The organism is Nocardia sp. NPDC050412 (genome assembly GCF_044458825.1).
GTDB lineage: Bacteria > Actinomycetota > Actinomycetes > Mycobacteriales > Mycobacteriaceae > Nocardia.
Window position 1 is genome coordinate 356,448 of record NZ_JBITIJ010000003.1, and the last position, 20,205, is coordinate 376,652.

Below are 20,205 nucleotides of genomic sequence, written 5' to 3' on the forward strand. Positions count from 1 at the left end.
TGAGGTCGGAGCTGGATGCGCCGATTCGACGCAACCTTGATAGTGATCTGCATCACAGCGATGTCGAGGTGTCGGCGAGCCGTTCCGGATCGACCTGCTGGCCGATCAACTCCTTGATCCGGTCGGTCACATCCCAGACGTTCACATTCATCCCCGCCAGCACCCGGTTCTCGGCATCGAGCCAGAACGCGACGAACTCGCGCTTCGCCATATCACCGCGCACGACCACCTGCGCGTACTCACCGGTGGCGGCATATCCGGTGTACTCCATGCCCAGGTCGTATTGGTCGGTGAAGAAGTACGGAAGGCGTTCGTAGGAAGCCGACTTGCCGAGCATGGTCTGCGCCGCGACGGCGGGCTGATTGAGCGCATTCGCCCAGTGCTCCACCCGAATTCGACGCCCGAGCACCGGATGCTGCGCGTCGGCGATATCGCCGACCGCCACGATGTCCGGGTCACTGGTGGCCAGGCTCGCGTCGACGAGTACGCCGCCGTCGGTCGCGAGACCTGCGTTGGCGGCCAGTTCGATATTCGGTCGCGCGCCGATCGCGACGAGTACCGCATCGCCCTCGATCACGGTGCCGTCGGCGAGTCGGACGCCGCTCGCCAGATCCACCCCGCCCTGACCAGCGGTGATTGCCCCGGCCTGATGAGTGGTGATCGCCTCGACCTGGGCTCCGAATCGCAGGTCGACGCCGTGGTCGCGGTGCAGATCCGCGAAGACCCGACCCATCTCGGGTCCGAGCGCCGCCAGCAGCGGCAGTTCGGCGGATTCGACAATGGTGACCTCGACCTGGGCGGCGCGCGCGGCCGAGGCGACCTCGAGCCCGATCCAGCCCGCCCCGATGATGACCAGCCGCCGGGCCGAGCCGAACAGCTCGATCAGACTGTCGGAGTCGCCGATGGTGCGCAGCGTGTACACCTCCCGCGCATCCATGCCCGGAATCGGCAGGCGGCGCGGTGTCGAGCCGGTCGCGAGTGCGAGCTTGTCGTAGCCGAGTGTCGAACCATCGGGCAGCGTCACGGTTTTCGCGCTCGGATCGATCGCGCCGACTTCGGTGCCGAGCCGGACGTCGATATGGTGATCGCGGTACCACTGGCCCGGGTCGACGGTGAATTCCTCCAGCGATTTCTTACCGGCCAGATGTTCCTTGGACAACGGTGGTCGCTCGTAGGGCAGGTAGTTCTCGGCGCTGATCAGCGTGACGGTTCCGGGGAAATCGTTGGCGCGCAGTGCTTCCGCCAGTTTGGCCGCGGCCAACCCGCCGCCGACGATGACGAAATGCTGATCGGAGGTCATAACGGACTCCTTTTCGGGAGGGAACCGGACGCCTGCGTGTCACCCTACTGGGACCAGAGGCCACCTTTGGAGAAAATCGGGCCTCCGGTCCGGGAACGAATCGCGCGCCCGTGTGGTTGGCCACGGATAGTGGCGCGGCGAATCCGTGCGTTACGAGCGTGCGATGGAGAGGAACTGGTCTGTGAGCGAGACGACCACCAAGAACGTTGCCGATTTCTGGTTCGACCCGCTGTGCCCCTGGTGTTGGATCACCTCCCGCTGGATCCTCGAGGTCGAGCAGGTCCGCGATATAGAGGCCCGGTTCCACGTCATGAGCCTGTCGGTGCTGAACGAAGGCAAGGAGGGGCTGCCGCCGCAGTACGAGGAGCTGCTCGCTACCGGCTGGGGCCCGGTCCGGGTCGCCATCGCCGCCGCGAAGGAGCACGGTGACAAGGTGCTCTCCCCGCTCTACACCGCGATGGGCACCCGCATCCACAACCGTCGCGAGGAGTACTCGCGCGAGTCCCGCAAGGAATCCCTCGCCGCGGTGATCGCGGATTCGCTCGCCGAGGTGGGCCTGCCCGCCGAACTCGCCGCGGCCGCCGAGGGCACCGAATTCGACGAGGCGCTGCGCAAGAGCCATCACGCCGGCATGGATAAGGTCGGTCCGGATGTCGGTACCCCGACCATCCATATCAATGGCAATGCCTTCTTCGGTCCGGTGCTGTCGCGGATTCCGCGCGGTGAGGAGGCCGGGAAGCTGTGGGATGCGGCGGTCACCTTGGCCGACTACCCGCACTTCTTCGAGTTGAAGCGGACCAGGACCGAGGATCCGTCCTTCGACTGAACGCGGACCTACGGCACGGGTTTCGGCGGCAATGCCGGAACCTCGCCGTAGCTGCTCGGATACGGACCGGCCGGTGGCGCACCGGCCGGTCGGCGCGGTCGCCAGAACAGCTTGCCGTGCCTGCTGCGGTCCCGCAGTGCCCACATCCGCCAGGTCAGCACTGGATGCGAGGACATGGCATTGCTGATCCAGACGAAGAAGCCCTTCTCCACCGCGGCCCGGTCGGCCATTTCGTCGAAGCCGACGAGTTTGTTCAGATACTTACCCGCGGCGAGGGTGCCCATGGCCCTAGGTGCGCCGCCATGCCGGTTGCAGTAGCCGTGGTTGTCGGCGGTGTACTCCTGGGACCGGATCAGCGAGCTGCCGATGATCGGCAGTGACGGCGCCACGAACATGCCGAGCTGACGCCAGTACGAGGTGTGCCCGGCCGCGATATGTCCGACCTCGTGACCGATGATGAAGGCGAGCGCCTCGGGTTCGCGTGCGGCGCCGCCGATTTCGAATAGATCACTGTAGACCGCGACATAGCGCCGAAACCCGTGACCGGAGGCGAAGGCATTGATCTGGCCGTTGCCGAGCACGACGTAGGCATCCGGCACTTTGGCCATCCCGAATCGGGCCGCCGCCTCGACCACCAGCTGGTAGCCCTCCGGAAACTGGGTCGGCGACATCTTGACGCCATTGACTCGCATGGACGCGTAGCTCATACCGCGCAGGAACCACACCACGATCGGCGCGAAGACCAGGATGACCAGGTAGATATTCGGCTGCTTCCCATCCAGCACGAGATCGATGCACGCCGCCAGCGCGATCAGCATCGCGAGCGTGGTGATCACACAGACCACGACGAGCAGCGGAATCTCCCATGGGTGCCGTGCGGGCATGCCGTACGGGGACAGGCCGCGCGGCTGCCGCTGCGGGGGCGTACCGGGTGGGACCGGAGCCACACCGTAGGGACCTTGGGCGTATGTCGTCGGACCGTATTGGGGTGTCGGGTAGGGCGAACCGGGATAGGGCTGGGGTGTCGTTGGGTACTGGGGTGTCGACGGGTACTGCGATGTCGATGGGTACTGGGGCGAATCGTGCTGGGCGGAAACGTGCCCGGCCGAGGTGGCGGTCGCGTCCTGAGCCTGCGCCCACCCGCCCAATGCGGGATAGGGGTCGGCGGGTTGGCCCGCCTGCTGGGGCGGCTTGGATTCGGGCGGCTGCATGCTGAGAACTCTATTCATTTGCCGGGGACGGGGTTCGGCGCCGTTGGCGTTGCGGACACCAGGGGTGGCGCATCTGTCGATTCGCCGCGGCCCCTAACAGTGTTAATCGCGGTGGCGCGGCGTCGCATGTCCCCTCTCGCGGCACTGCGAAACACGCCTGACACAATCGCAGCCATGCGCGTATACCTGGGTGCCGACCATGCCGGTTTCGAACTGAAGAATCACGTCAAGGCCCATCTGGAGCAGGCGGGCCACGAGGTCGTCGACTGCGGCGCCCTCGAATACGACGCACTCGACGACTACCCCGCTTTCTGCATCGAGGCGGCCCGTCGCACCGTCGCCGATCCGGGCAGCCTGGGGCTGGTCTTCGGCGGCAGCGGCAACGGTGAGCAGATCGCCGCGAACAAGGTGCCCGGCGCCCGCTGCGCGCTGGCCTGGAGCGTGGAGACCGCGCAGCTGGCCCGCGAGCACAACAATGCCCAGCTGATCGGCATCGGCGGCCGCATGCACTCCACCGAGGAGGCGCTGGCGATCGTGGACGCGTTCGTCTCGACCAAATGGTCCGAGGAGCCGCGCCACCAGCGCCGCATCGACATCCTGGCCGAGTACGAGAAGACCGGTGTGGCACCGGCGGTTCCGGCCAACTGAGCGCGTAATCCGTCGTCGCGCAAGGTAGGCCGAGCGGCGATGCGAGGCAGACCGGATAGGATCTCTACTTTCGATGCCTGAGGGCTATGCGCTGCACCGGCTTGCGCGGCTGTGGCAATCGCGCTTCGCGAGCAGTGTGGTGTGCGTTTCGAACTCGCGGCAGGGGGTCGCCGCCCCTGCCGCGCGCATCGGCGGACCGGAGAGGATTTCGAGCTTCGATGCCTGAAGGGCACACGCTGCATCGGCTCGCCCGACTACATCAGCGGCGCTTCGGCGGGGGTGTGGTGCGGGTTTCCAGCCCGCAGGGCAAGTTCGCCGCCGGGGCCGCGCGGGTCGACGGTCAGGTGCTCATCAAGACCGAGGCATGGGGCAAACACCTTCTGCACCACTACGAGTCGGGTCTGGTCGTACATGTGCACCTCGGCCTGTACGGGGTGTTCACCGAGGTGCCGCTGCCGATGGGGGAGCCGGTCGGGCAGGTGCGGATGCGGATCGTCGGTGACGCGTCGGCCGATGATCGCCTGTACGGCACCGATTTACGCGGCCCGACCGCCTGCGAGGTGTACACCCGTGCGGAGGTGGCGGCGCTGACCGAGCGGCTCGGCCCGGATCCGCTGCGCCGCGGCGCCGATCCCGAACGGGCCTGGCGCAGAATTCATCGCTCGCGCAGGCCCATCGGCGCACTACTGATGGACCAGCAGGTGCTCGCCGGTGTCGGCAATGTGTATCGCGCGGAACTACTATTCCGGCACGGCATTTCGCCACACCGACCGGGCACCGCGCTGACCGCCGACGAGTGGGACGCGATGTGGACCGACCTGGTCGCGCTGATGCGGGTGGGCGTGCGGGTCGGCAAGATGGTGGTCGTCCGCCCCGAACACGACCACGGCGAACCGTCCTACGCGGCCGACCGCCCACGCACCTATGTCTACCGCCGCGCCGGCGCGCCCTGCCGCCTCTGCGGCACGTCGGTCGCACACAGCGTGCTGGAGGGCCGAAACCTCTTCTGGTGCCCCACCTGCCAGGCCAGCTGACAGGTCTGCTCTACCGGAAGTAGCGGTGCACCATCTGGGCGATGCATACCGGTTTGTCGGCGCCTTCGCGTTCCATGACCGCGTCGACGGTGACTTGGACCGCGCCGTCGCCGAGGTCGGTGGCGTCGGCGAGGGTGGCGCTGAGGCGGACCTTCGAGCCCGCGGGGACGGGGGATGGGAAGCGGACCTTGTTGAGGCCGTAATTGATTGCCATCCCACGGTTTTCGATGACGAGGATTTCCGACCAGAGTGGAATGAGTAGCGACAGGGTCAGGTAGCCGTGGGCGATGGTGCTGCCGAAGGGGCCGGTTTTCGAGCGTTCGACATCGACGTGGATCCACTGCTCGTCGTGGGTCGCTTCGGCGAACATGTCGATATCGCGTTGTGGGATCTCGAGCCAGTCGCTGGTGCCCAGGTCGGTGCCGATGAGGTCGAGTAGGTCGGTGGGGTTGTCGACGGTGGTCGCCATGTGGCGCGCTCCTTCGGTTGTTGCGGATTTACGGTGTCGGCCTGCGCATTTGGCGAGCGTCGTCGCGGAGCAGTAGGCGTTGGAGCTTGCCGAGGGCGTTGCGCGGCAGCTGCTCGCGGAAGATGAAATATTTCGGGATTTTGTATCGGGCGAGGTTTGCCTCGAGATGGGTGCGAATCGCGTCTTCATCGATGACGTGACCGGCGCGGACGACAATGTACGCCAATCCGACCTCACCCCAACGCTCGTCCGGCACGGCGACCACAGCGCAGTCGTCGACGCCCTCCAGACCCGCGATGGCTGCTTCGACCTCGGCGGGGTAGATGTTCTCGCCACCGGAGATGATCATGTCTTTGACGCGGTCGACAATGTGCGACCAGCCGTCATCGTCGATGCGGACGATATCGCCGGTGCGGAACCAGCCGTCGATGAATGCCTCTTCGGTGGCGTCGGGTCGATTCCAGTATCCGGCAAAGACATTGGGGCCCTTGACGAGTAGTTCGCCCTGGCCGGGTCCTTCGATGATCTCGCCGGACGGGGTGAGCAGCGCGACATCGGTGAAAAAGTGCGGAACACCCGCGGATACCGGATGCGCGTCGGCGCCGTGGCGCAGTGCCATGAGCACGCCGGGCGCCGCCTCGGTCATGCCGTAGCCCTGTAGGGCCTGGATGCCGCGGGCCAGCCACGCCTTGGCTACATGTTCGAGGACGGGGGAGCCACCGAAGGCGATACAGCGGACGCTCGACAGATCGGTGGTCTCCCATTCCGGCGCTTCGCACAGCATTTTCAACATGGTCGGGGCGAGCGGGAAAACCGTGGCCCGGCAGCGCTCGATGGTGGCGAGGAACTCACTGGGATCGAATTTCGGTATGACAACGACGGTTCCGCCCGCGTACAGGGTGGGCAGTGTGATCTGCCCCAGGCCGAGTACGTGGAACAGCGGCGCGGAACACAAGCTGACATCGTCGCGGCCGAGACTGAAATGAGCGAACTGGTTGAGGGTGTTCCAGACGATATTGCTGTGAGTGAGCACAGCGCCCTTGGGGCGGCCGGTGGTGCCGGAGGTGTAGAGGATCAATGCGGGATCGTCGAGTCCGACCGCGTTGGCGGGCGGTGTTCGGCCGGTGTGCTCGATGATCGCGTTCTCGTACTGCTCGCCCAGGTGCAGCAGTTGGGCATTGGCGGAGCTTCGTGCGAGCGCATCGATGCCGGTGTCGGCACCGGTGACGAACACCGTGGGGTCGGCATCGTCGAGCAGACCGGCGATCTCAGCCGCCGCCAGCCGAGTATTGAGTGCGACGAAGATGGCTCCGAGATGCATTGTGGCGAAAAGCGTTTCGAAGGTCGCGATATCGTTGTGCCCGAGGTAGGCGACCCGGTCGCCCGGCCCGACGCCGAAGTCGGCGAAGGCTGCGGCGAGAGCATCCACGCGATCGGCGAGGGTGGCGTAGTCGACGCGGCGGTCCTCCTGGATCAAAGCGATGGCATGGGGCTCCATCCGGGCGCGCCGACGCGGCCACGAGCCTATTCCCTGATCCATCATCTCGACCTCAATCCCAGTGCGGTGATGGCGTTCTCACGCAGGATCAGCGGCCGGACCTCGTCCTTGATATCGAGTTGCTCGAAGTCCTTCATCCACCGATCCGGTGAGATGAGCGGAAAGTCCGAGCCGAACAACACCTTTCGTTTGAGCAGGCTGTTGGCGTACTTGACCAGTTGCGGCGGAAAGTATTTCGGTGACCACCCGGACAGATCGATATAGACATTGGGTTTGTGGGTGGCCACGGCCAACGCTTCGTCCTGCCAGGGAAACGATGGGTGCGCGATGATGATCGTCAGATCCGGAAAGTCGACGGCCACATCGTCGAGCAGCATCGGATTGGAGTATTTGAGCCGGATGCCGCCGCCACCGGGGAGCCCCGATCCGATTCCGGTCTGGCCGGAGTGGAACAGGGCGGGCACCCCGAGTTCGCTGATGGTCTCGTAGAGCGGGTAGACTGCACGATCGTCGGGCCGGAAAGCCTGCACGCTCGGATGGAATTTGAAGCCGCGGACCCCGTGCTCGACGACCAGTCGCCGGGCTTCGGCCAGTCCCGCCTTTCCTCTGGCCGGATCGATACTGGCGAACGGGATGAGGACGTCGCTGTGTGCGGCGGCAGCGGTGGCGATGTCTTCATTGCTGATCCGCCGGTGGCCCAGTGCGGCTTCGGCGTCGACGGTGAATACCACCGCGGCCATGCGGCGCTGCCGATAGTAGGCGGCCATCTCGTCGATGGTGGGCGGTCCCGACTCGGCGCCGAAGTAGGCGTCGGCACCCGCCCGGAGCGGGTCCGGTAGCGAATAGTGGCCGCAGCCATCGGTTTCGGCGTGTGTGTGCACGTCGATCGCGACGAGTTGGTCGAGATCCAGACTCATGACAGCTGCGGCGCGGTGGTCGGGATCTTGGGCAGCGGGATGCCGTAGGTTTCGAGCTGCTCACCGATCGAGGAGTCGAATGCCTCGGCGATCGCGTCGGCGGTCCAGCCGCCGTCGAGGAAGGCACTGCGGATTTCGCTCGGATGCGACCAGAGCGACAGCCGGTCGCCGCCGATGCCTACGCATTGGCCGGTGATATGGGCGGACGCCTCGGAGGCCAGGAAAACCACCAGTCCGGCGACGTCCTCCGGAGTGCCGAAGGAGGCGGCGCGGCGCACTACCGACGGGATCGGCTCCCCATTCTTCATTCCCTCGACGTAGGGAGCGAGGAAAGGAATGGTTTCGGTCATCGCGGTCGCCGCATTCGGGATGATCGCGTTTACCGTGACTCCCGCCTTCGCACATTCCATCGCCCACGTACGCGCCATTGCCGCGATACCGGCTTTGGCTGCCGCATAGTTGGTTTGACCGAAATTGCCGCGTTGACCGGCCGGGGATCCGGCGAGCACGACCCGCCCGCCGTGACCGGCCTGACGGAAGTGCTTGACCGCTTCCCGAACACAGGTGAAGGTGCCGCGCAGATGGACGTGGATGACGGCGTCGAAGTCGTCGTCGGACATATTCCACAGCACTTTGTCGCGCAGGATGCCCGCATTGGTCACCATCGCATCCAGTCGCCCGAACGCGTCGACGGCCGCCGCGACGAGTGTTTGCGCGGCCTCGGTGGTGCCGACTGCGACCGGTACCGCGAGTGCTCGACCGCCCGCTTCGGCGATTTCGGCGGCGGCCTTCTCAGCGCGGTCGGCGGCCACGTCGTTGACCACGACCGCCGCGCCCGCGGCGGCCAAAGCCTTGGCGTAGGCGAGGCCGAGACCTTGGCCGCTGCCGGTGACGATGGCGACTTTGCCGGTGAGATCCATATGCAGTGCTCCTTATCGGTGAGCGTCAGAAGATGAGGACGGGTTTGATCGTCTTGCCGGAGGTCATATCCGCCACGGCTTGCCCGATATCGTCGAACGGGTACCGGGTGATCAGCCTGTCGATCGGGAGCCGCCCGTTGCGCACCAGCGACACCAAAGCCGGTATGACAGTGTGAGTTTCGTTGTCGCCCAGGGTGAGTCCGACGACCCTTCGGCCTGGCAGCATGGCGTTGACGTCGAGCGCCACCTCGGCACCGAATGGTGGGGCGCCGACAATGACCAGCGTGCCGCGTGCGGCAAGGACATCCGCGCCGGTGCGCAGTACGGCGGTACTGCCGGTGGTTTCCACAACGGCGTCCGCGCCACCGGTGATCTCGGTGATCGCCGCGGCGACATCGGTCGTCGTCGCATCGATGATGTGCGTGGCGCCGAGTTCCCAGGCCAGTTCGAGGCGTTCGGCGACCTGGTCGACGGCGATGATCGTCGTGGCCGGTGACAGCGTGGCCGCCATGATCGCGGACAATCCGACCGCACCGGCACCGAGTACGACAATGCTCGATCCCGGGCGCGGCCGCACGACATTCCAGATCGCGCCGACACCGGTCTGGACGCCGCACCCGAGCGGTGCAATCGTTTCCAGCGGTACGTCGGGGTCGACGACGATCATGCTGCGCTCGTCGACGAGCGCGAGTCGGCTGAACGACGACTGCCCGAAGAAATGCCCGCCCAGGGGTGTGTCATTGCGGGTGATGGTGTGGCTGTCGTCCGCTCGCGCACCGCCGATCAGGTTGAGCGGCAACCAGGTTGCGCAATAGGCAGGGTGTCCGTCGCGACAGTTCGCGCATGCTCCACACGACGTGAACGACAGCAGTACGTGATCGCCGGGTACGACGCCGGTGACATCGGATCCGACGCGTTCGACAATGCCCGCGCCTTCGTGACCGAGGACGCCGGGGAGCGGAAACGGCAGCCCACCGCTGGCGACGCCGAGGTCGGTGTGGCAGACACCGGCAGCGACCATGCGCACGATCGCCTCGTGCGGTCGTGGTTCATCGAGTTCGATCGGGGTGAGGGTGAAAGGCGCACCGCCGGATTCGACGACGGCTGCCCGAGTGGTGGTGGTCATGAGGGGGGTCCTTGCGGATTCAATCGAGGGCGATGACAACGGATTTGACCTTGGTGTAGGACGCCAGGGCCTCCGGTCCGTATTCGCGTCCGAAGCCGGAGTCCTTGACACCGCCGAACGGCATGGCCGGGTCGAGCATGGCCCAGTCGTTGACCCAGACGATTCCGGCCTGCAATTTGTCGGCGACGCGGTGCGCGCGGGCGAGATCGCTGGTGTGCAGGCCGGACGCGAGTCCGTAGCGCGTGCCGTTGGCCAGCGCGACCGCTTCGTCCTCGGTATCGAATGCCTGCACCGTGAGCACCGGTCCGAAGATTTCTTCCTGCACTACCCGGGAATCGTTGGCGAGGTCCGCGATCACGGTTGGCTTGTAGTAATACCCGCCGTCCAGCTCGAGGCGTTCGCCGCCGCACACCACCCGGCCGCCCTCCCGGCGGGCCAGCGCGACATATTCCTCGACCTTCGTGACATGCCGTCGCGCGGCCATCGGTCCCACCACGGTCGCCGGATCACGGGGGTCGCCGACAGGTACGCCCGCGACGGCTTCGGCGAGGATGCCGACGATGGTCTCGTAGAGTGGCCGCGCGACCAGCAGTCGGGGACCGCCCATGCAGAACTGCCCGGTATTGAAGACGAAACCCTTGATGATCGCGCCGATTGCCTTCTCGATATCGGCGTCGGCGAACACGATGTGCGCGGCATTGCCGCCGAGTTCCATGGTCACCGGCTTCAAGGCCGCACCCGCCGCGCTCGCCGCGCGCCGACCGATCTCGGTGGATCCGGTGAACGCGATCTTGTCGACACCTGGGTGCTCGAGCAGTGCCGCACCGACGACCGGCCCTGGGCCGGTGATCACATTGACCACCCCCGATGGCACACCGGCCCGTTCGAACAGTGTCGCCATGAACAGCGCGCTGAGCGGCGTTTCCTCGGCCGGTTTGTGGACGATGGAATTGCCCGCGGCGAGCGCGGGCGCGATTTTGGAGGTCGACAGGATCAGCGGAAAGTTGAACGGAGTAATGGCGGCGACCACACCGAGTGGGTCGCGGCGGGTGTAGGCGAAGGCGGGCAGCGGCGTGCGGCGGGTGGCGCCGTCGATGGTCTGGGCGAGCGCGGCGCAGTACTCGTATTGTTCGATGGTGGTCGCGACGTCCACCGATCGGCACAGGGTGACGGGCTTGCCGACATCGAGACTTTCCAGTCGGACCAGCTCGTCGGCGTTTTCGCGCACCAGCTCGGCGATCCGGAGCAGGATGCGAGCCCGTTCCCGACCGCTGCGGCCCGCCCATTCGGCACCGGTGAATGCCGCGCGCGCGGCGTTCACCGCGTCGTCGACATCGCTGCGGTCGGCCTCGGCGACGGTGCCGATGACCTGACCGGTCGAGGGGTCGTCGACATCGCTGCGGCCACCCGATGCGGAGTTGCGCCATTTGCCGTCGATGAACAGCTGTCCGTCGATTTTGTCGTTCGTGCTCATGCTTCCTTGGTCCCGTCCCGACGATTCGGCCGCTCGGCCGAGATGCGCCTGCTCTTATCAACAGGAAACCTGATGGTTTAAGTGATGTCAGCCACTATTCGCCACTAACAGGATTCCTGTCAATGGTCTATCCTCGATTTCGCCGAACATCTCGGTTCGGCGCCCGTGACGACGCAGCGGTGAGGAGAATGCTGGTGACGATTTCGGAGGCGAAGCCGACCGTAAGCCGACTGCCGGGCAGTCAGACCTCGCTGCTGTACGCGGTGAAAAGGGTCGAGCTGGCGGTGCGGGCGCGCTTGGACGAGCTGTTGCGCCCGATCGGGATCACCACATTGCAGTACACCGCGCTGACCGTGCTCGAGCGGCACGATGGCTTACCGGCCGCGCAGCTGGCGCGGGATTCGTTCGTCACGGCACAGTCGGTCGCGGATGTGGTCCGCGCGCTGGAAAGTCGTGGACTCATTGCGCGCGAACGCAACTCACGCAATCGGCGCGAGCTGCTGATCCACCTCACCGAGGCGGGGCGGCGGTTGCTTGCCGATGTCGCCGACGAGGTCGACGCGGTGGAACAGCAGATGATCAGCGGTATGACGGCCGAGCAGGCCGACGATTTCCGCTCGGCGTTGGTCCGGGCTTGGCATGCGCTGTCCTGACAGGCCTCCGCAATGACCCAGTCGTCGGTCCTGGCCCGCGCACTGGTTCTGCTGGAGGCGTTCGATAACGCCCACCCGGTGTTGAAGCTGTCGGAACTCGCCGAGCGCACCGGTCTTCCGCAGACGACGGTCTACCGCCACGTTGTCGATCTCGTGCAGTGGGGTGCGCTGGATCGCGCCGCGAGTGGCGGATATCAGATCGGTCTGCGCATGGTGGAGATCGCCTCCTACTGTCCGCGCGCCAGGCCGATCCGTGATGTCGCGCTGCCGTTCATGGAGGACCTGTACGAGGCGACGCACCAGAATGTGCAGCTGGCGGTCCGTGATGGCACCGAAGTGGTCTATGTCGAATTCCTCGCCGGCCGCGACGCCGTATTCGTGCGCACACGTGTGGGCGCACGCTGGCCGATGCACGCGACCGGCGTCGGGCTGGCCATCCTGGCCTACACTCCCGCCGAGGTCGTGGCCAAGATCGCCGACCGGCCGCTGGCGGTATTCACCACGAAGACGATCAGTACGCCCGAGGTGCTGCGGCGGACACTGGCCGAGGTGCGCCGCACCGGGGTCGCGATCAGCGATGGACAGGTGACTCTCGACGGATATTCCGTCGCCGCACCGATTTTCGGTTCGGACGGCCAGGTCGCGGCGGCGCTGTCGATTGTCATACCGGCCGGGGATGCCCGCCGGGGCATGTGGGCTCCGGCGGTGCGCACCGCGGCCCACGGCATCACCCGGCAGTTGGGTGGCGGGCGCTGACTTCCGTTCGACGGAAGTGTGTCTTGGCTCACGCATCGCGCGGCCCACACGATGGACCGCACAGCCCGCCCCCGGGGATCACACTCAGGAGCATTCCGATGAGCCCGACAACCGCAATTGTCCGCAACCAGTGGTATGTGGCCGCCTACGGTCAGGAGATCGGTCGCGACTTGTTCGCGCGCACCATCTGCAACGAGCCACTGGTGTTCTACCGGACCGAGGACGGCGCGGTGGCGGCACTATCCGACCGCTGCATCCACCGCCGCTACCCGCTGTCGCAGTCGCGGCTGGTCGGTGACCGTGTCGTCTGCGGCTATCACGGCTTCACCTACGACCGCACCGGCAGCTGTGTCGCGGTGCCCGCGCAGACCCGCATTCCCCGCAGCGCCCGAGTCGCCTCTTACCCTGTGGTGGAACAGGATTCGTTCGTCTGGGTGTGGATCGGCGACCGCGAGTTGGCCGACCCGGGGGCGATACCGCGCGCACCGTGGCTGGTACAGGACGGCTGGACCACTATCCGCGGCCTGGAGACCATCCGGGCCAGGCATGCGCTGCTGATGGACAATCTGATGGACCTGTCCCACGAAACCTATTTGCACGGCGGCTATATCGGCACCCCAGAGGTCGCGGAGACGCCGATCACCACCGAGGTCGACCAGGCCGCCGGTGTGGTGCGGGTGAGCCGGCACATGGACGATGCCGAATGCCCGCCTTTCTATGCCAATTCGACCGGCATCACCGGGCGCATCACCCGCTGGCAGGACATCGAGTTCCAGCCACCGTGCCTGTACCGGCTGCATAGTCGCGTCGCGCCGCAGGGCCACTATCCACCCGACGGCTATCTGCCCGGTCACGGCGCCGACGCCGATCTCGGCGCGTTCCACACCGAAATCGTGTACGCCCTCACTCCGGAAACCGCGCATTCGGTACACGACTTCTGGATGGTGGCAAGGGATTTCGCGATCGACGACCAGGACGTGACCGATTACCTGCACAAGAGCAATCACACCGTGGTCATGCAGGACGTGGTGGCGCTGAACCTGGTCGAGGAGGTCATCGCCGCGGAGGAACGCGCCGGAGGCGCCTACCAGGAGCTGTCGATCAATATCGACACCGGCGCGCTGGCGGCACGTCGGCTCATCGCCGAGCTCGCCCGGACCGAAACGACCCGAGCATGACCGCCTGTCACCGCGTGCAGTGGTACCCGGGCAGCGATCAACTATTCGGTCGATGCCATTGCGGTGCAACCCATATCGCCGATGACCCGATCGAGATCTGGCAGTGGTTGCTCGCCCACCCCGACGGTCATCACACCCGCGTTGCCGATCCGCAGCCCATGACTCTGATCGGAACCGGAGCATGACCGCCGAACCGGAATTCGCCGTCACCGTCGCCGACCGCCGCACCCTCGCCGACGGCATCGTCGAACTCACCCTCTCCGTAACCGAGGGGCACGTCCCGAAATGGCAACCGGGCGCACACATCGACCTGATTCTGCGCCCGGACCTGGTGCGCCAGTATTCGCTGTGCGGCGATCCCGACGACCACGACCGATTGACGGTCGCGGTCCTACGTGAGCCGAACAGCCGTGGTGGATCGGCCTACGTCCACGACCGGCTGACCGTGGGCGAGCGCGTGCGAATCCGAAGCCCCCGCAACAACTTCCCGCTTCGAGACGCGCAGCGCTATCGGTTCATCGCCGGTGGTGTCGGTATCACACCGCTGCTGCCGATGATCCGCACCGTCGCGGCCCGCGGTGGCGAATGGAGCCTGCATTACGGCGGCCGTACCCGCGCGAGCATGGCCTACCTACCCGAACTGTCGGCGCTCGGGCCGATCGAGGTGTGGCCGCAGAGCGAGACCGGCCCGCTCGATCTCGACGCCATCCTGTCCAATCCGGATCCGGGAACCCTGGTGTATTGCTGCGGCCCGGAGTCACTGCTGGCGGCCGTCGAAAGCCGCTGCGCCGCAACCTGGCCCGCCGATGCCCTGCACCTCGAGCGGTTCGCACCGAAGCCGACCGAAGTTACTGTCGATTCCGCCTTCGATGTCGAATGCGCGCAATCCGGTGTCACCGTGCACATCCCGGCGAACACCTCCATCCTCGACGCTGTCGAACAGGCCGGCATCGCGGTCTTGTCCTCCTGTCGCGAAGGCACCTGCGGCACCTGCGAGACCGTTGTCCTGGACGGTATTCCGGACCATCGCGACAGCATCCTCACCCCACAGGACACCGACGTGATGATGATCTGCCGCTCACGCGCCCACACCCCGCTTCTCGTCCTGGACATCTAGTCCGACTATCGAAAGGTTCCCGTTATGCCCGTCGTCAGAGTCTCAGATACTGATGTCCACTACTCCGTGGCCGGTGCCGGACCAGGATTGGTCCTCGTCCATGGCACCAGCATGAGTGCCGAATCCAATTTCGGGCACCTCATCGCCGGGTTCAGCGACCGCAACACCGTTGTCACACCCGACTACGCGGGCAGCGGCGGTACCACTGCACCCGAGGGCCGACTGACCCTTGACCTGCTGGTCCAGCAGATCATCGCGGCCATCGAGGACTCCTCGACCGGCCAGGTCGACCTGGTGGGTTTCTCCCTCGGCGCGGTTGTCGCGGCAGCGGTCGCGGGACGGCGTCCAGATCTGGTGCGCAGCCTCGTCCTGGTGGCGGGTTGGGCGGTGACCGAGGATCCCCGGCAACTGCTCGTCCTGCACGGCTGGGCGGCGTCGCTGGAGGCCGGTCCGGAAATGGCCTCCGCATTCGGTCCGCTGCTGGCGTTCAGCCCGGCGTTCCTGAGCGGACTCGGCCACGCGGGTCTGGCGCAATTGCGCGCCACGAAACCCGAACCGGGAACGCTGCGGCAGATCGAGGTGAACCTCGAAGTGGACATCCGGGACGAGCTCAGTCGTATCGCCGCACCGACGTTGGTGATCGGATGCACCCAGGACCAGCTGGTGCCGGTCACCCATGCCCGCGACCTGCATGCCGCGATCCCGAACAGTCGATACGCCGAAATCGATAGCGGCCATGTGGTGTTCTTCGAGAAGCCAGCCGAACTCGTGTCGCTTGTACAAGGTTTCCTGCACCCGGCCAGCTGACTGGACCGGCCCTCTGGGGGTGACCAGAGGGCCGGTATCGGATCAGCCTGCGACGGCCTTGATTTCGGGTTTATCGGAGTCGGCGAGGGCGAAGCGGCGTCCGCCCGCGGTCTTCGCCGAATACATCGCGCGATCGGCGCTACGCAGCAGATCGGTGAAATCACAGGAGTCGCCCGGGGGACAGTAGGCGGTGCCGACACTGGCCGAGACCGGCACCGGACCGGCCGTCGTCCACACCGGATCCTTCAGCGCGGCCACGATCTGACCTGCGATTTCGCCGACGGTCTTGTGCAACGGGTTGGTGGCGAGCACGAATTCGTCACCGCCGTAACGGCAAATGACCGTATCCGGCGGGCAGATCTCGCGCAGTCTGCGGGCCAGTTCGACGAGCACCTCGTCGCCGACGGCATGTCCGTAGTTGTCGTTGATCTGCTTGAACCGGTCCAGGTCGATCAGCAGCAGGCCGACGCCGCGGTTCGGGTCGGCCGTCATCAGCCGCACCTTGTCCTGCAGCAGCGTCCGGTTGGCCAGATCGGTCAGCGCGTCATGGGTGGCTTCGTGCCGCAGCCGATGCTGCAGCGCGGCGATCTCCTGCACCCGCAACGACACCGCGGCCGAAATGTGTTGCTCCTGCTGGGCCAGCGCCCGCTCCTGCAGCGCCTGGGCATAGCTGTCGATGGCCTGACTGGCCACCAGCGGCCAGCGCGTGGCGACCAGCGACCCGGGCGCCCCCGCCGGGAAGCCGAGCAGCCAGCGGGTGGCCTGGGCCAGCATTCTGGTCCGTTCGAACGGAGCCTCGACCAGCCGCGCCCCCAAGTCCCGCGCCGCGGGCACCGGGAAGGGCTCGGACCTGGCCAGCGAAAGTAGCCGCCCGATGATCTCGACCAATACCGGCTGCAACTGTTGTGGTGACGCGTGTGATCCCGGTTCCGCGCAGACCGCACGCGCCCACGCGCCTGCCATCTGCGCTACTGGTGGTTCGACATCCGCAGACATCGCACTCACCCGCCACGGGTGATGTCGGTACCCGGGTGCCCTGTTCCCACACAGGTGCCGGCGTCACCCCGATCGTTCCCACTGCTACGCGGTTGTGTCCACCTCACTTGGTGCACGCTCACCGCCCCCTTTCCAGATACCCCCGTCCGGCAAAAAGGATCCTAGCAAGCCACTCGGCACTGAAAAACGCCGTTTTATAACGAGTTATCGGTCCCTCGCGAATGGCGATCGGGTATGTCATCGCTGTCGCACCGCCGGCGTTACACATCAATTTTGTTCGCCGGGAAGTCGCGGACCGACACGCCGACAGCATGCCGAAAGGGATGTTTCCGGCTCAGTGATAGCGATCGGCTACCGTCGACGGCGGGGATTCGGCGGACAGCGGCCGCGCTGAGCGCTTTAATGGGGGCTGATTGGCGTTTCCGCCGCCCGATTCGGTACAGTCGGTTCGCACACGACATCGTGGCGATCCCATCAGATGTCGTATGCCTGCGGGTGTAGTTCAATGGTAGAACCTCAGCCTTCCAAGCTGATGGTGCGGGTTCGATTCCCGTCACCCGCTCCACGCAGGATTCATCCTCGTCGGCACCGTCTTTCGCCGCGAGGCCACGGGGTGTAGCGCAGCTTGGTAGCGCATCCGCTTTGGGAGCGGAGGGTCGCAGGTTCAAATCCTGTCACCCCGACAAGAGTGCCAGTGTCCACGGACCGGGTTCGGTTGCGGTGGGCCACGTTCCGCGTTTCGCGTGTCACCCTCGGAGGTAGCTCGGCAAGGTGCTGGCGGGATGCGGCAAGGTAGCTGGCATCGCCGGTTCGGGGTGAAATTCCTACGATCCGATCGCTTCCCCGGCCCGTTGGGCGGTGCGGCATAGTGTGTAGCCGTGCCCGACCGTGACACGTCACCGGCCGCGACCGTTCTCGTGGTCGATGATGAGCCCAACATTCTGGACCTGCTCTCCGCCGCGCTGCGGATGAGCGGCTTCGATGTGCATACCGCCGGCAGCGGGTACGCGGCGCTCGCCGAAGCGGCGGCGCATCCGCCGGACATCGTGGTGCTGGACGTGATGCTTCCGGATCTGGACGGCTATGCGGTGGCGCGGCGGCTGCGGGAGACCGACAGTCGGGTACCGGTGCTGTTCCTGACGTCCCGGGACGCGGTCGAGGATCGGATCGCCGGGCTGGCCGCCGGTGGCGACGACTATGTGACCAAGCCGTTCAGCATCGAGGAGGTCCTGCTTCGGCTGCGCGCGATTCTGCGGCGCACCCTCGGCCCGGAGTCCGGCGACGATCGGGTGCTCAGGTACGCGGACCTGGAACTGGATGTCGATGCGCATGCGGCATATCGTGCGGGCACCGAGATCTGGCTGTCGGCCACCGAATTCAGCCTGCTGCAGTATCTGGTGGTCAACGCCGAGAAGGTGGTCAGCAAGCAGCAGATCATCGATCGGGTGTGGAGTGCGGAGACCGGCCGCGACGGACGTGTCGTGGAGACATTCATCAGCCAGCTCCGCCGCAAGGTCGATGCCCGGAATCCGCCGCTGATTCACACGATTCGCGGTGTCGGCTACACGCTGCGGCTCGGCGGCGGACGTTCGTGAGTGAGCGCGGCGAGCGAGCAATCAACACTGCCGGGCATCGCTCGGTCATGGCGGAGCCGAGCGCCAGTGAGGCGCAGTCATGAGTGAGCGCGGCGAGCGAGCAATCAACACTGCCGGGCATCGCTCGGTCATGGCGGAGCCGAGCGCCAGCGAGGCGCAGTCATGAACGAGCGGCGGGTGTGGAATCGGGCTCGCCGGTTGACCTTACGCACCCGGCTGCTGCTGGCCTTGGTCGCGATCGCCGGTATCGGAATGGCTGCCTTCGGCCTGCTCAGCGTGACCATGTTGGATCGCGCGCTGCTCGGCCGAGTAGACGACCAGCTGAATCACGTTGCCAGCGATATGACTTCGACCAAGCGGCCGCCGCCGCCCCCGCCATCCGGCCCGCCGGAGTACGAGCAGTTGCCGTCGGATTTCCGGCTGATGTTCTTCGATGTCGAAGGGCGTCAGATCGGCAAGCTCGGCGCACCGGCCCAGGTGAGCACCGTGCCCGGATTGCCCGCGATGGACGCGGCATCGGTACGCGCCCGCCCCAACAGTGCGTTCACGGTCGGTGACCAGAACAGCGATATCCGTTGGCGGGTGCGCACTGTCGTGCAGCCGGCGACCGAATGGCAGCCCGATGGGGGCACCGTCGCGATCGCGATGTCGCTGGCGACCACCGAGGCGACCACCGGCAACCTCCGCACGATCGAGTTGGTGGCGGGGGCCACGCTGCTGCTCGCCATCTGCGTGATCGCGGCGGTCCTGGTGCGAATCGGCCTGCGACCGCTGACCAGGATCGAGCACACGGCCGAGGCGATCGCGGGCGGGGATCTGGACCGCCGTGTCGCACAGACCGATCCGCATACTGAGGTCGGCAGGCTCGGCACCGCGTTCAATGTGATGGTCACCCGGCTGTCCACGGCACTACGTCAGCTCGCCGATTCCGAGCAGCGGATGCGGGCGTTCATCGCCGACGCCTCCCACGAACTGCGCACCCCGCTGACCTCGGTGCGCGGTTATGCCGAGCTGTATCGGCGCGGTGGTGCGTCGGACGAGGTTGGCGTGCGGGAGATGATGAGCCGGATCGAGGGCGAGGCGATCCGAATGGGTGTGCTCGTCGACGACCTGTTGCTGCTGGCCAAATCCGATCAGGAACGGGCGCTGGATCTGGCGGAGGTCGATCTGGTGATGCTCGCGATGGAAGTGGTGCGCGATGCCGCCACCCGAGCTCCGGATCGGGATATCGGTCTGGAGAGTCCGGATGACCCGGTTCGGATCGTCGGTGACGAGCATCGGTTGCGGCAGGTCGTGACGAATCTGGTCACCAATGCGTTGGTGCATACGCCCGTCGAGGCGGCGATCACCGTCACCGTCGGGATCAGAGCCGCGACGGCGTTGATCGATCCGGTCGCCGCCGAAGCGGGTGCGGAACTGCCCGATGGGGCCGAATTCGCGGTACTCGATGTGCACGACGACGGACCCGGCATCGCGCCGGAGAACGCACCGCGCATCTTCGATCGCTTCTACCGGGCCGCCGAATCGCGTTCCCGCACCGGCGGTTCGGGACTCGGTCTCGCGATTGCGGATGCGATCCTGGGGGCGCACGGTGCGCGGATCCAGCTGTTGCGCACACCCGGCGCGGGTGCGACTTTCCGGATCCTTTTCGCCGTTTCCTGATCATCGGCGGGTTCGGCG

General features: G+C 66.1%; 19 protein-coding genes and 2 tRNA genes. 12 read left to right on the forward strand and 9 right to left on the reverse strand.

Translation table 11 applies throughout. The annotated features are described in order from the left end of the window. Positions 1 to 52 precede the first annotated feature (52 nt). Positions 53 to 1,300: an FAD-dependent oxidoreductase gene (locus ACIBI6_RS09545; protein ID WP_364338919.1), complete on the reverse strand. Its 1,248-nt coding sequence runs from the start codon at positions 1,298 to 1,300 to the stop codon at positions 53 to 55. A gap of 163 nt (positions 1,301 to 1,463) precedes the next feature. Between ACIBI6_RS09545 and ACIBI6_RS09550 the strand changes: the two genes are divergently transcribed. After that, the gene (locus ACIBI6_RS09550; protein ID WP_364338921.1) at positions 1,464 to 2,126 is read left to right on the forward strand and encodes a DsbA family protein; all 663 of its coding nucleotides are present in this window, start codon (positions 1,464 to 1,466) and stop codon (positions 2,124 to 2,126) included. 8 nt (positions 2,127 to 2,134) lie between these two features. Here ACIBI6_RS09550 and ACIBI6_RS09555 read toward each other — a convergent pair whose 3' ends face one another. Next, the gene (locus tag ACIBI6_RS09555) at positions 2,135 to 3,337 is read right to left on the reverse strand and encodes a M48 family metalloprotease (RefSeq protein WP_364338923.1); all 1,203 of its coding nucleotides are present in this window, start codon (positions 3,335 to 3,337) and stop codon (positions 2,135 to 2,137) included. A gap of 174 nt (positions 3,338 to 3,511) precedes the next feature. Here ACIBI6_RS09555 and ACIBI6_RS09560 point away from each other — a divergent pair, with 174 nt between their 5' ends. Both ACIBI6_RS09560 and ACIBI6_RS09565 read left to right on the forward strand, forming a co-directional pair. After that, positions 3,512 to 3,985, forward strand: coding sequence for a ribose-5-phosphate isomerase (locus ACIBI6_RS09560; protein ID WP_364338925.1), 474 nt, complete (start codon positions 3,512 to 3,514; stop codon positions 3,983 to 3,985). 218 nt (positions 3,986 to 4,203) lie between these two features. After that, a complete protein-coding gene (locus ACIBI6_RS09565) occupies positions 4,204 to 5,019 on the forward strand; it encodes an Fpg/Nei family DNA glycosylase (RefSeq protein WP_396955749.1) in 816 nt (271 codons plus the stop codon). Positions 5,020 to 5,029: 10 nt separating this feature from the next. Here ACIBI6_RS09565 and ACIBI6_RS09570 read toward each other — a convergent pair whose 3' ends face one another. From ACIBI6_RS09570 to ACIBI6_RS09595, 6 genes are read right to left on the reverse strand one after another with little or no spacing between them, the layout of a single operon-like run. Next, positions 5,030 to 5,488 carry a MaoC family dehydratase gene (locus tag ACIBI6_RS09570; RefSeq protein WP_364338929.1) on the reverse strand — a complete coding sequence of 153 codons (459 nt, stop codon included), beginning with the start codon at positions 5,486 to 5,488 and terminating at the stop codon, positions 5,030 to 5,032. Positions 5,489 to 5,516: 28 nt separating this feature from the next. Beyond that, the gene (locus ACIBI6_RS09575) at positions 5,517 to 7,028 is read right to left on the reverse strand and encodes a long-chain fatty acid--CoA ligase (protein WP_364338931.1); all 1,512 of its coding nucleotides are present in this window, start codon (positions 7,026 to 7,028) and stop codon (positions 5,517 to 5,519) included. Then, complete coding sequence (locus tag ACIBI6_RS09580) at positions 7,028 to 7,903, reverse strand: amidohydrolase family protein (protein WP_364338933.1); 876 nt, start codon at positions 7,901 to 7,903, stop codon at positions 7,028 to 7,030. The genes ACIBI6_RS09575 and ACIBI6_RS09580 overlap by 1 nt, the downstream gene beginning before the upstream one ends. Continuing rightward, a complete protein-coding gene (locus tag ACIBI6_RS09585; RefSeq protein WP_364338935.1) occupies positions 7,900 to 8,823 on the reverse strand; it encodes an SDR family NAD(P)-dependent oxidoreductase in 924 nt (307 codons plus the stop codon). The genes ACIBI6_RS09580 and ACIBI6_RS09585 overlap by 4 nt, the downstream gene beginning before the upstream one ends. A 25-nt stretch (positions 8,824 to 8,848) precedes the next feature. Beyond that, positions 8,849 to 9,949, reverse strand: a complete 1,101-nt coding sequence (locus ACIBI6_RS09590; protein ID WP_364338937.1) for an NAD(P)-dependent alcohol dehydrogenase — start codon at positions 9,947 to 9,949, stop codon at positions 8,849 to 8,851. Positions 9,950 to 9,968: 19 nt separating this feature from the next. Continuing rightward, positions 9,969 to 11,423, reverse strand: coding sequence for an aldehyde dehydrogenase family protein (locus ACIBI6_RS09595; protein ID WP_364338939.1), 1,455 nt, complete (start codon positions 11,421 to 11,423; stop codon positions 9,969 to 9,971). A 194-nt stretch (positions 11,424 to 11,617) separates the two neighbouring features. Between ACIBI6_RS09595 and ACIBI6_RS09600 the strand changes: the two genes are divergently transcribed. The 5 genes from ACIBI6_RS09600 (at position 11,618) to ACIBI6_RS09620 (ending at position 15,934) form a co-directional block, all read left to right on the forward strand. Further along, positions 11,618 to 12,076 (forward strand): MarR family transcriptional regulator, encoded by a 459-nt coding sequence (locus ACIBI6_RS09600; RefSeq protein WP_364338941.1) that lies wholly within the window; start codon positions 11,618 to 11,620, stop codon positions 12,074 to 12,076. A gap of 12 nt (positions 12,077 to 12,088) precedes the next feature. Continuing rightward, positions 12,089 to 12,832 carry an IclR family transcriptional regulator gene (locus tag ACIBI6_RS09605; protein WP_364338943.1) on the forward strand — a complete coding sequence of 248 codons (744 nt, stop codon included), beginning with the start codon at positions 12,089 to 12,091 and terminating at the stop codon, positions 12,830 to 12,832. A 98-nt stretch (positions 12,833 to 12,930) separates the two neighbouring features. Beyond that, positions 12,931 to 14,010, forward strand: coding sequence for a Rieske 2Fe-2S domain-containing protein (locus ACIBI6_RS09610; RefSeq protein WP_396955750.1), 1,080 nt, complete (start codon positions 12,931 to 12,933; stop codon positions 14,008 to 14,010). Positions 14,011 to 14,191: 181 nt separating this feature from the next. After that, positions 14,192 to 15,127 carry a PDR/VanB family oxidoreductase gene (locus tag ACIBI6_RS09615; RefSeq protein ID WP_396955751.1) on the forward strand — a complete coding sequence of 312 codons (936 nt, stop codon included), beginning with the start codon at positions 14,192 to 14,194 and terminating at the stop codon, positions 15,125 to 15,127. A 24-nt stretch (positions 15,128 to 15,151) separates the two neighbouring features. Next, positions 15,152 to 15,934: an alpha/beta fold hydrolase gene (locus ACIBI6_RS09620; protein ID WP_396955752.1), complete on the forward strand. Its 783-nt coding sequence runs from the start codon at positions 15,152 to 15,154 to the stop codon at positions 15,932 to 15,934. 42 nt (positions 15,935 to 15,976) lie between these two features. Here the strand turns inward: ACIBI6_RS09620 and ACIBI6_RS09625 are convergent, their stop codons facing one another. Next, positions 15,977 to 16,930 (reverse strand): GGDEF domain-containing protein, encoded by a 954-nt coding sequence (locus ACIBI6_RS09625; RefSeq protein ID WP_364338951.1) that lies wholly within the window; start codon positions 16,928 to 16,930, stop codon positions 15,977 to 15,979. A gap of 491 nt (positions 16,931 to 17,421) precedes the next feature. Between ACIBI6_RS09625 and ACIBI6_RS09630 the strand changes: the two genes are divergently transcribed. The 4 genes from ACIBI6_RS09630 (at position 17,422) to ACIBI6_RS09645 (ending at position 20,187) form a co-directional block, all read left to right on the forward strand. After that, a tRNA-Gly gene (locus tag ACIBI6_RS09630) sits at positions 17,422 to 17,495 on the forward strand. Between the two features lie 44 nt (positions 17,496 to 17,539). Continuing rightward, positions 17,540 to 17,613, forward strand: a tRNA-Pro gene (locus ACIBI6_RS09635). Between the two features lie 195 nt (positions 17,614 to 17,808). After that, positions 17,809 to 18,525 carry a response regulator transcription factor gene (locus tag ACIBI6_RS09640; RefSeq protein ID WP_364338953.1) on the forward strand — a complete coding sequence of 239 codons (717 nt, stop codon included), beginning with the start codon at positions 17,809 to 17,811 and terminating at the stop codon, positions 18,523 to 18,525. Between the two features lie 162 nt (positions 18,526 to 18,687). Further along, positions 18,688 to 20,187 (forward strand): sensor histidine kinase, encoded by a 1,500-nt coding sequence (locus ACIBI6_RS09645; protein WP_396955753.1) that lies wholly within the window; start codon positions 18,688 to 18,690, stop codon positions 20,185 to 20,187. Positions 20,188 to 20,205: the final 18 nt, after the last annotated feature.

Bases quoted from the DNA above. Each gene is read 5' to 3' on its own strand.
- ACIBI6_RS09550 (WP_364338921.1), top strand. From the start codon at position 1,464: ATGGAGAGGAACTGGTCTGTGAGCGAGACGACCACCAAGAACGTTGCC.
- ACIBI6_RS09570 (WP_364338929.1), bottom strand. From the start codon at position 5,488: ATGGCGACCACCGTCGACAACCCCACCGACCTACTCGACCTCATCGGC.
- ACIBI6_RS09575 (WP_364338931.1), bottom strand. From the start codon at position 7,028: ATGGATCAGGGAATAGGCTCGTGGCCGCGTCGGCGCGCCCGGATGGAG.
- ACIBI6_RS09645 (WP_396955753.1), top strand. From the start codon at position 18,688: ATGAACGAGCGGCGGGTGTGGAATCGGGCTCGCCGGTTGACCTTACGC.
- ACIBI6_RS09615 (WP_396955751.1), top strand. From the start codon at position 14,192: ATGACCGCCGAACCGGAATTCGCCGTCACCGTCGCCGACCGCCGCACC.
- ACIBI6_RS09590 (WP_364338937.1), bottom strand. From the start codon at position 9,949: ATGACCACCACCACTCGGGCAGCCGTCGTCGAATCCGGCGGTGCGCCT.
- ACIBI6_RS09585 (WP_364338935.1), bottom strand. From the start codon at position 8,823: ATGGATCTCACCGGCAAAGTCGCCATCGTCACCGGCAGCGGCCAAGGT.
- ACIBI6_RS09605 (WP_364338943.1), top strand. From the start codon at position 12,089: ATGACCCAGTCGTCGGTCCTGGCCCGCGCACTGGTTCTGCTGGAGGCG.
- ACIBI6_RS09555 (WP_364338923.1), bottom strand. From the start codon at position 3,337: ATGCAGCCGCCCGAATCCAAGCCGCCCCAGCAGGCGGGCCAACCCGCC.
- ACIBI6_RS09620 (WP_396955752.1), top strand. From the start codon at position 15,152: ATGCCCGTCGTCAGAGTCTCAGATACTGATGTCCACTACTCCGTGGCC.
- ACIBI6_RS09595 (WP_364338939.1), bottom strand. From the start codon at position 11,423: ATGAGCACGAACGACAAAATCGACGGACAGCTGTTCATCGACGGCAAA.
- ACIBI6_RS09560 (WP_364338925.1), top strand. From the start codon at position 3,512: ATGCGCGTATACCTGGGTGCCGACCATGCCGGTTTCGAACTGAAGAAT.
- ACIBI6_RS09580 (WP_364338933.1), bottom strand. From the start codon at position 7,903: ATGAGTCTGGATCTCGACCAACTCGTCGCGATCGACGTGCACACACAC.
- ACIBI6_RS09610 (WP_396955750.1), top strand. From the start codon at position 12,931: ATGAGCCCGACAACCGCAATTGTCCGCAACCAGTGGTATGTGGCCGCC.
- ACIBI6_RS09625 (WP_364338951.1), bottom strand. From the start codon at position 16,930: ATGTCTGCGGATGTCGAACCACCAGTAGCGCAGATGGCAGGCGCGTGG.
- ACIBI6_RS09545 (WP_364338919.1), bottom strand. From the start codon at position 1,300: ATGACCTCCGATCAGCATTTCGTCATCGTCGGCGGCGGGTTGGCCGCG.
- ACIBI6_RS09565 (WP_396955749.1), top strand. From the start codon at position 4,204: ATGCCTGAAGGGCACACGCTGCATCGGCTCGCCCGACTACATCAGCGG.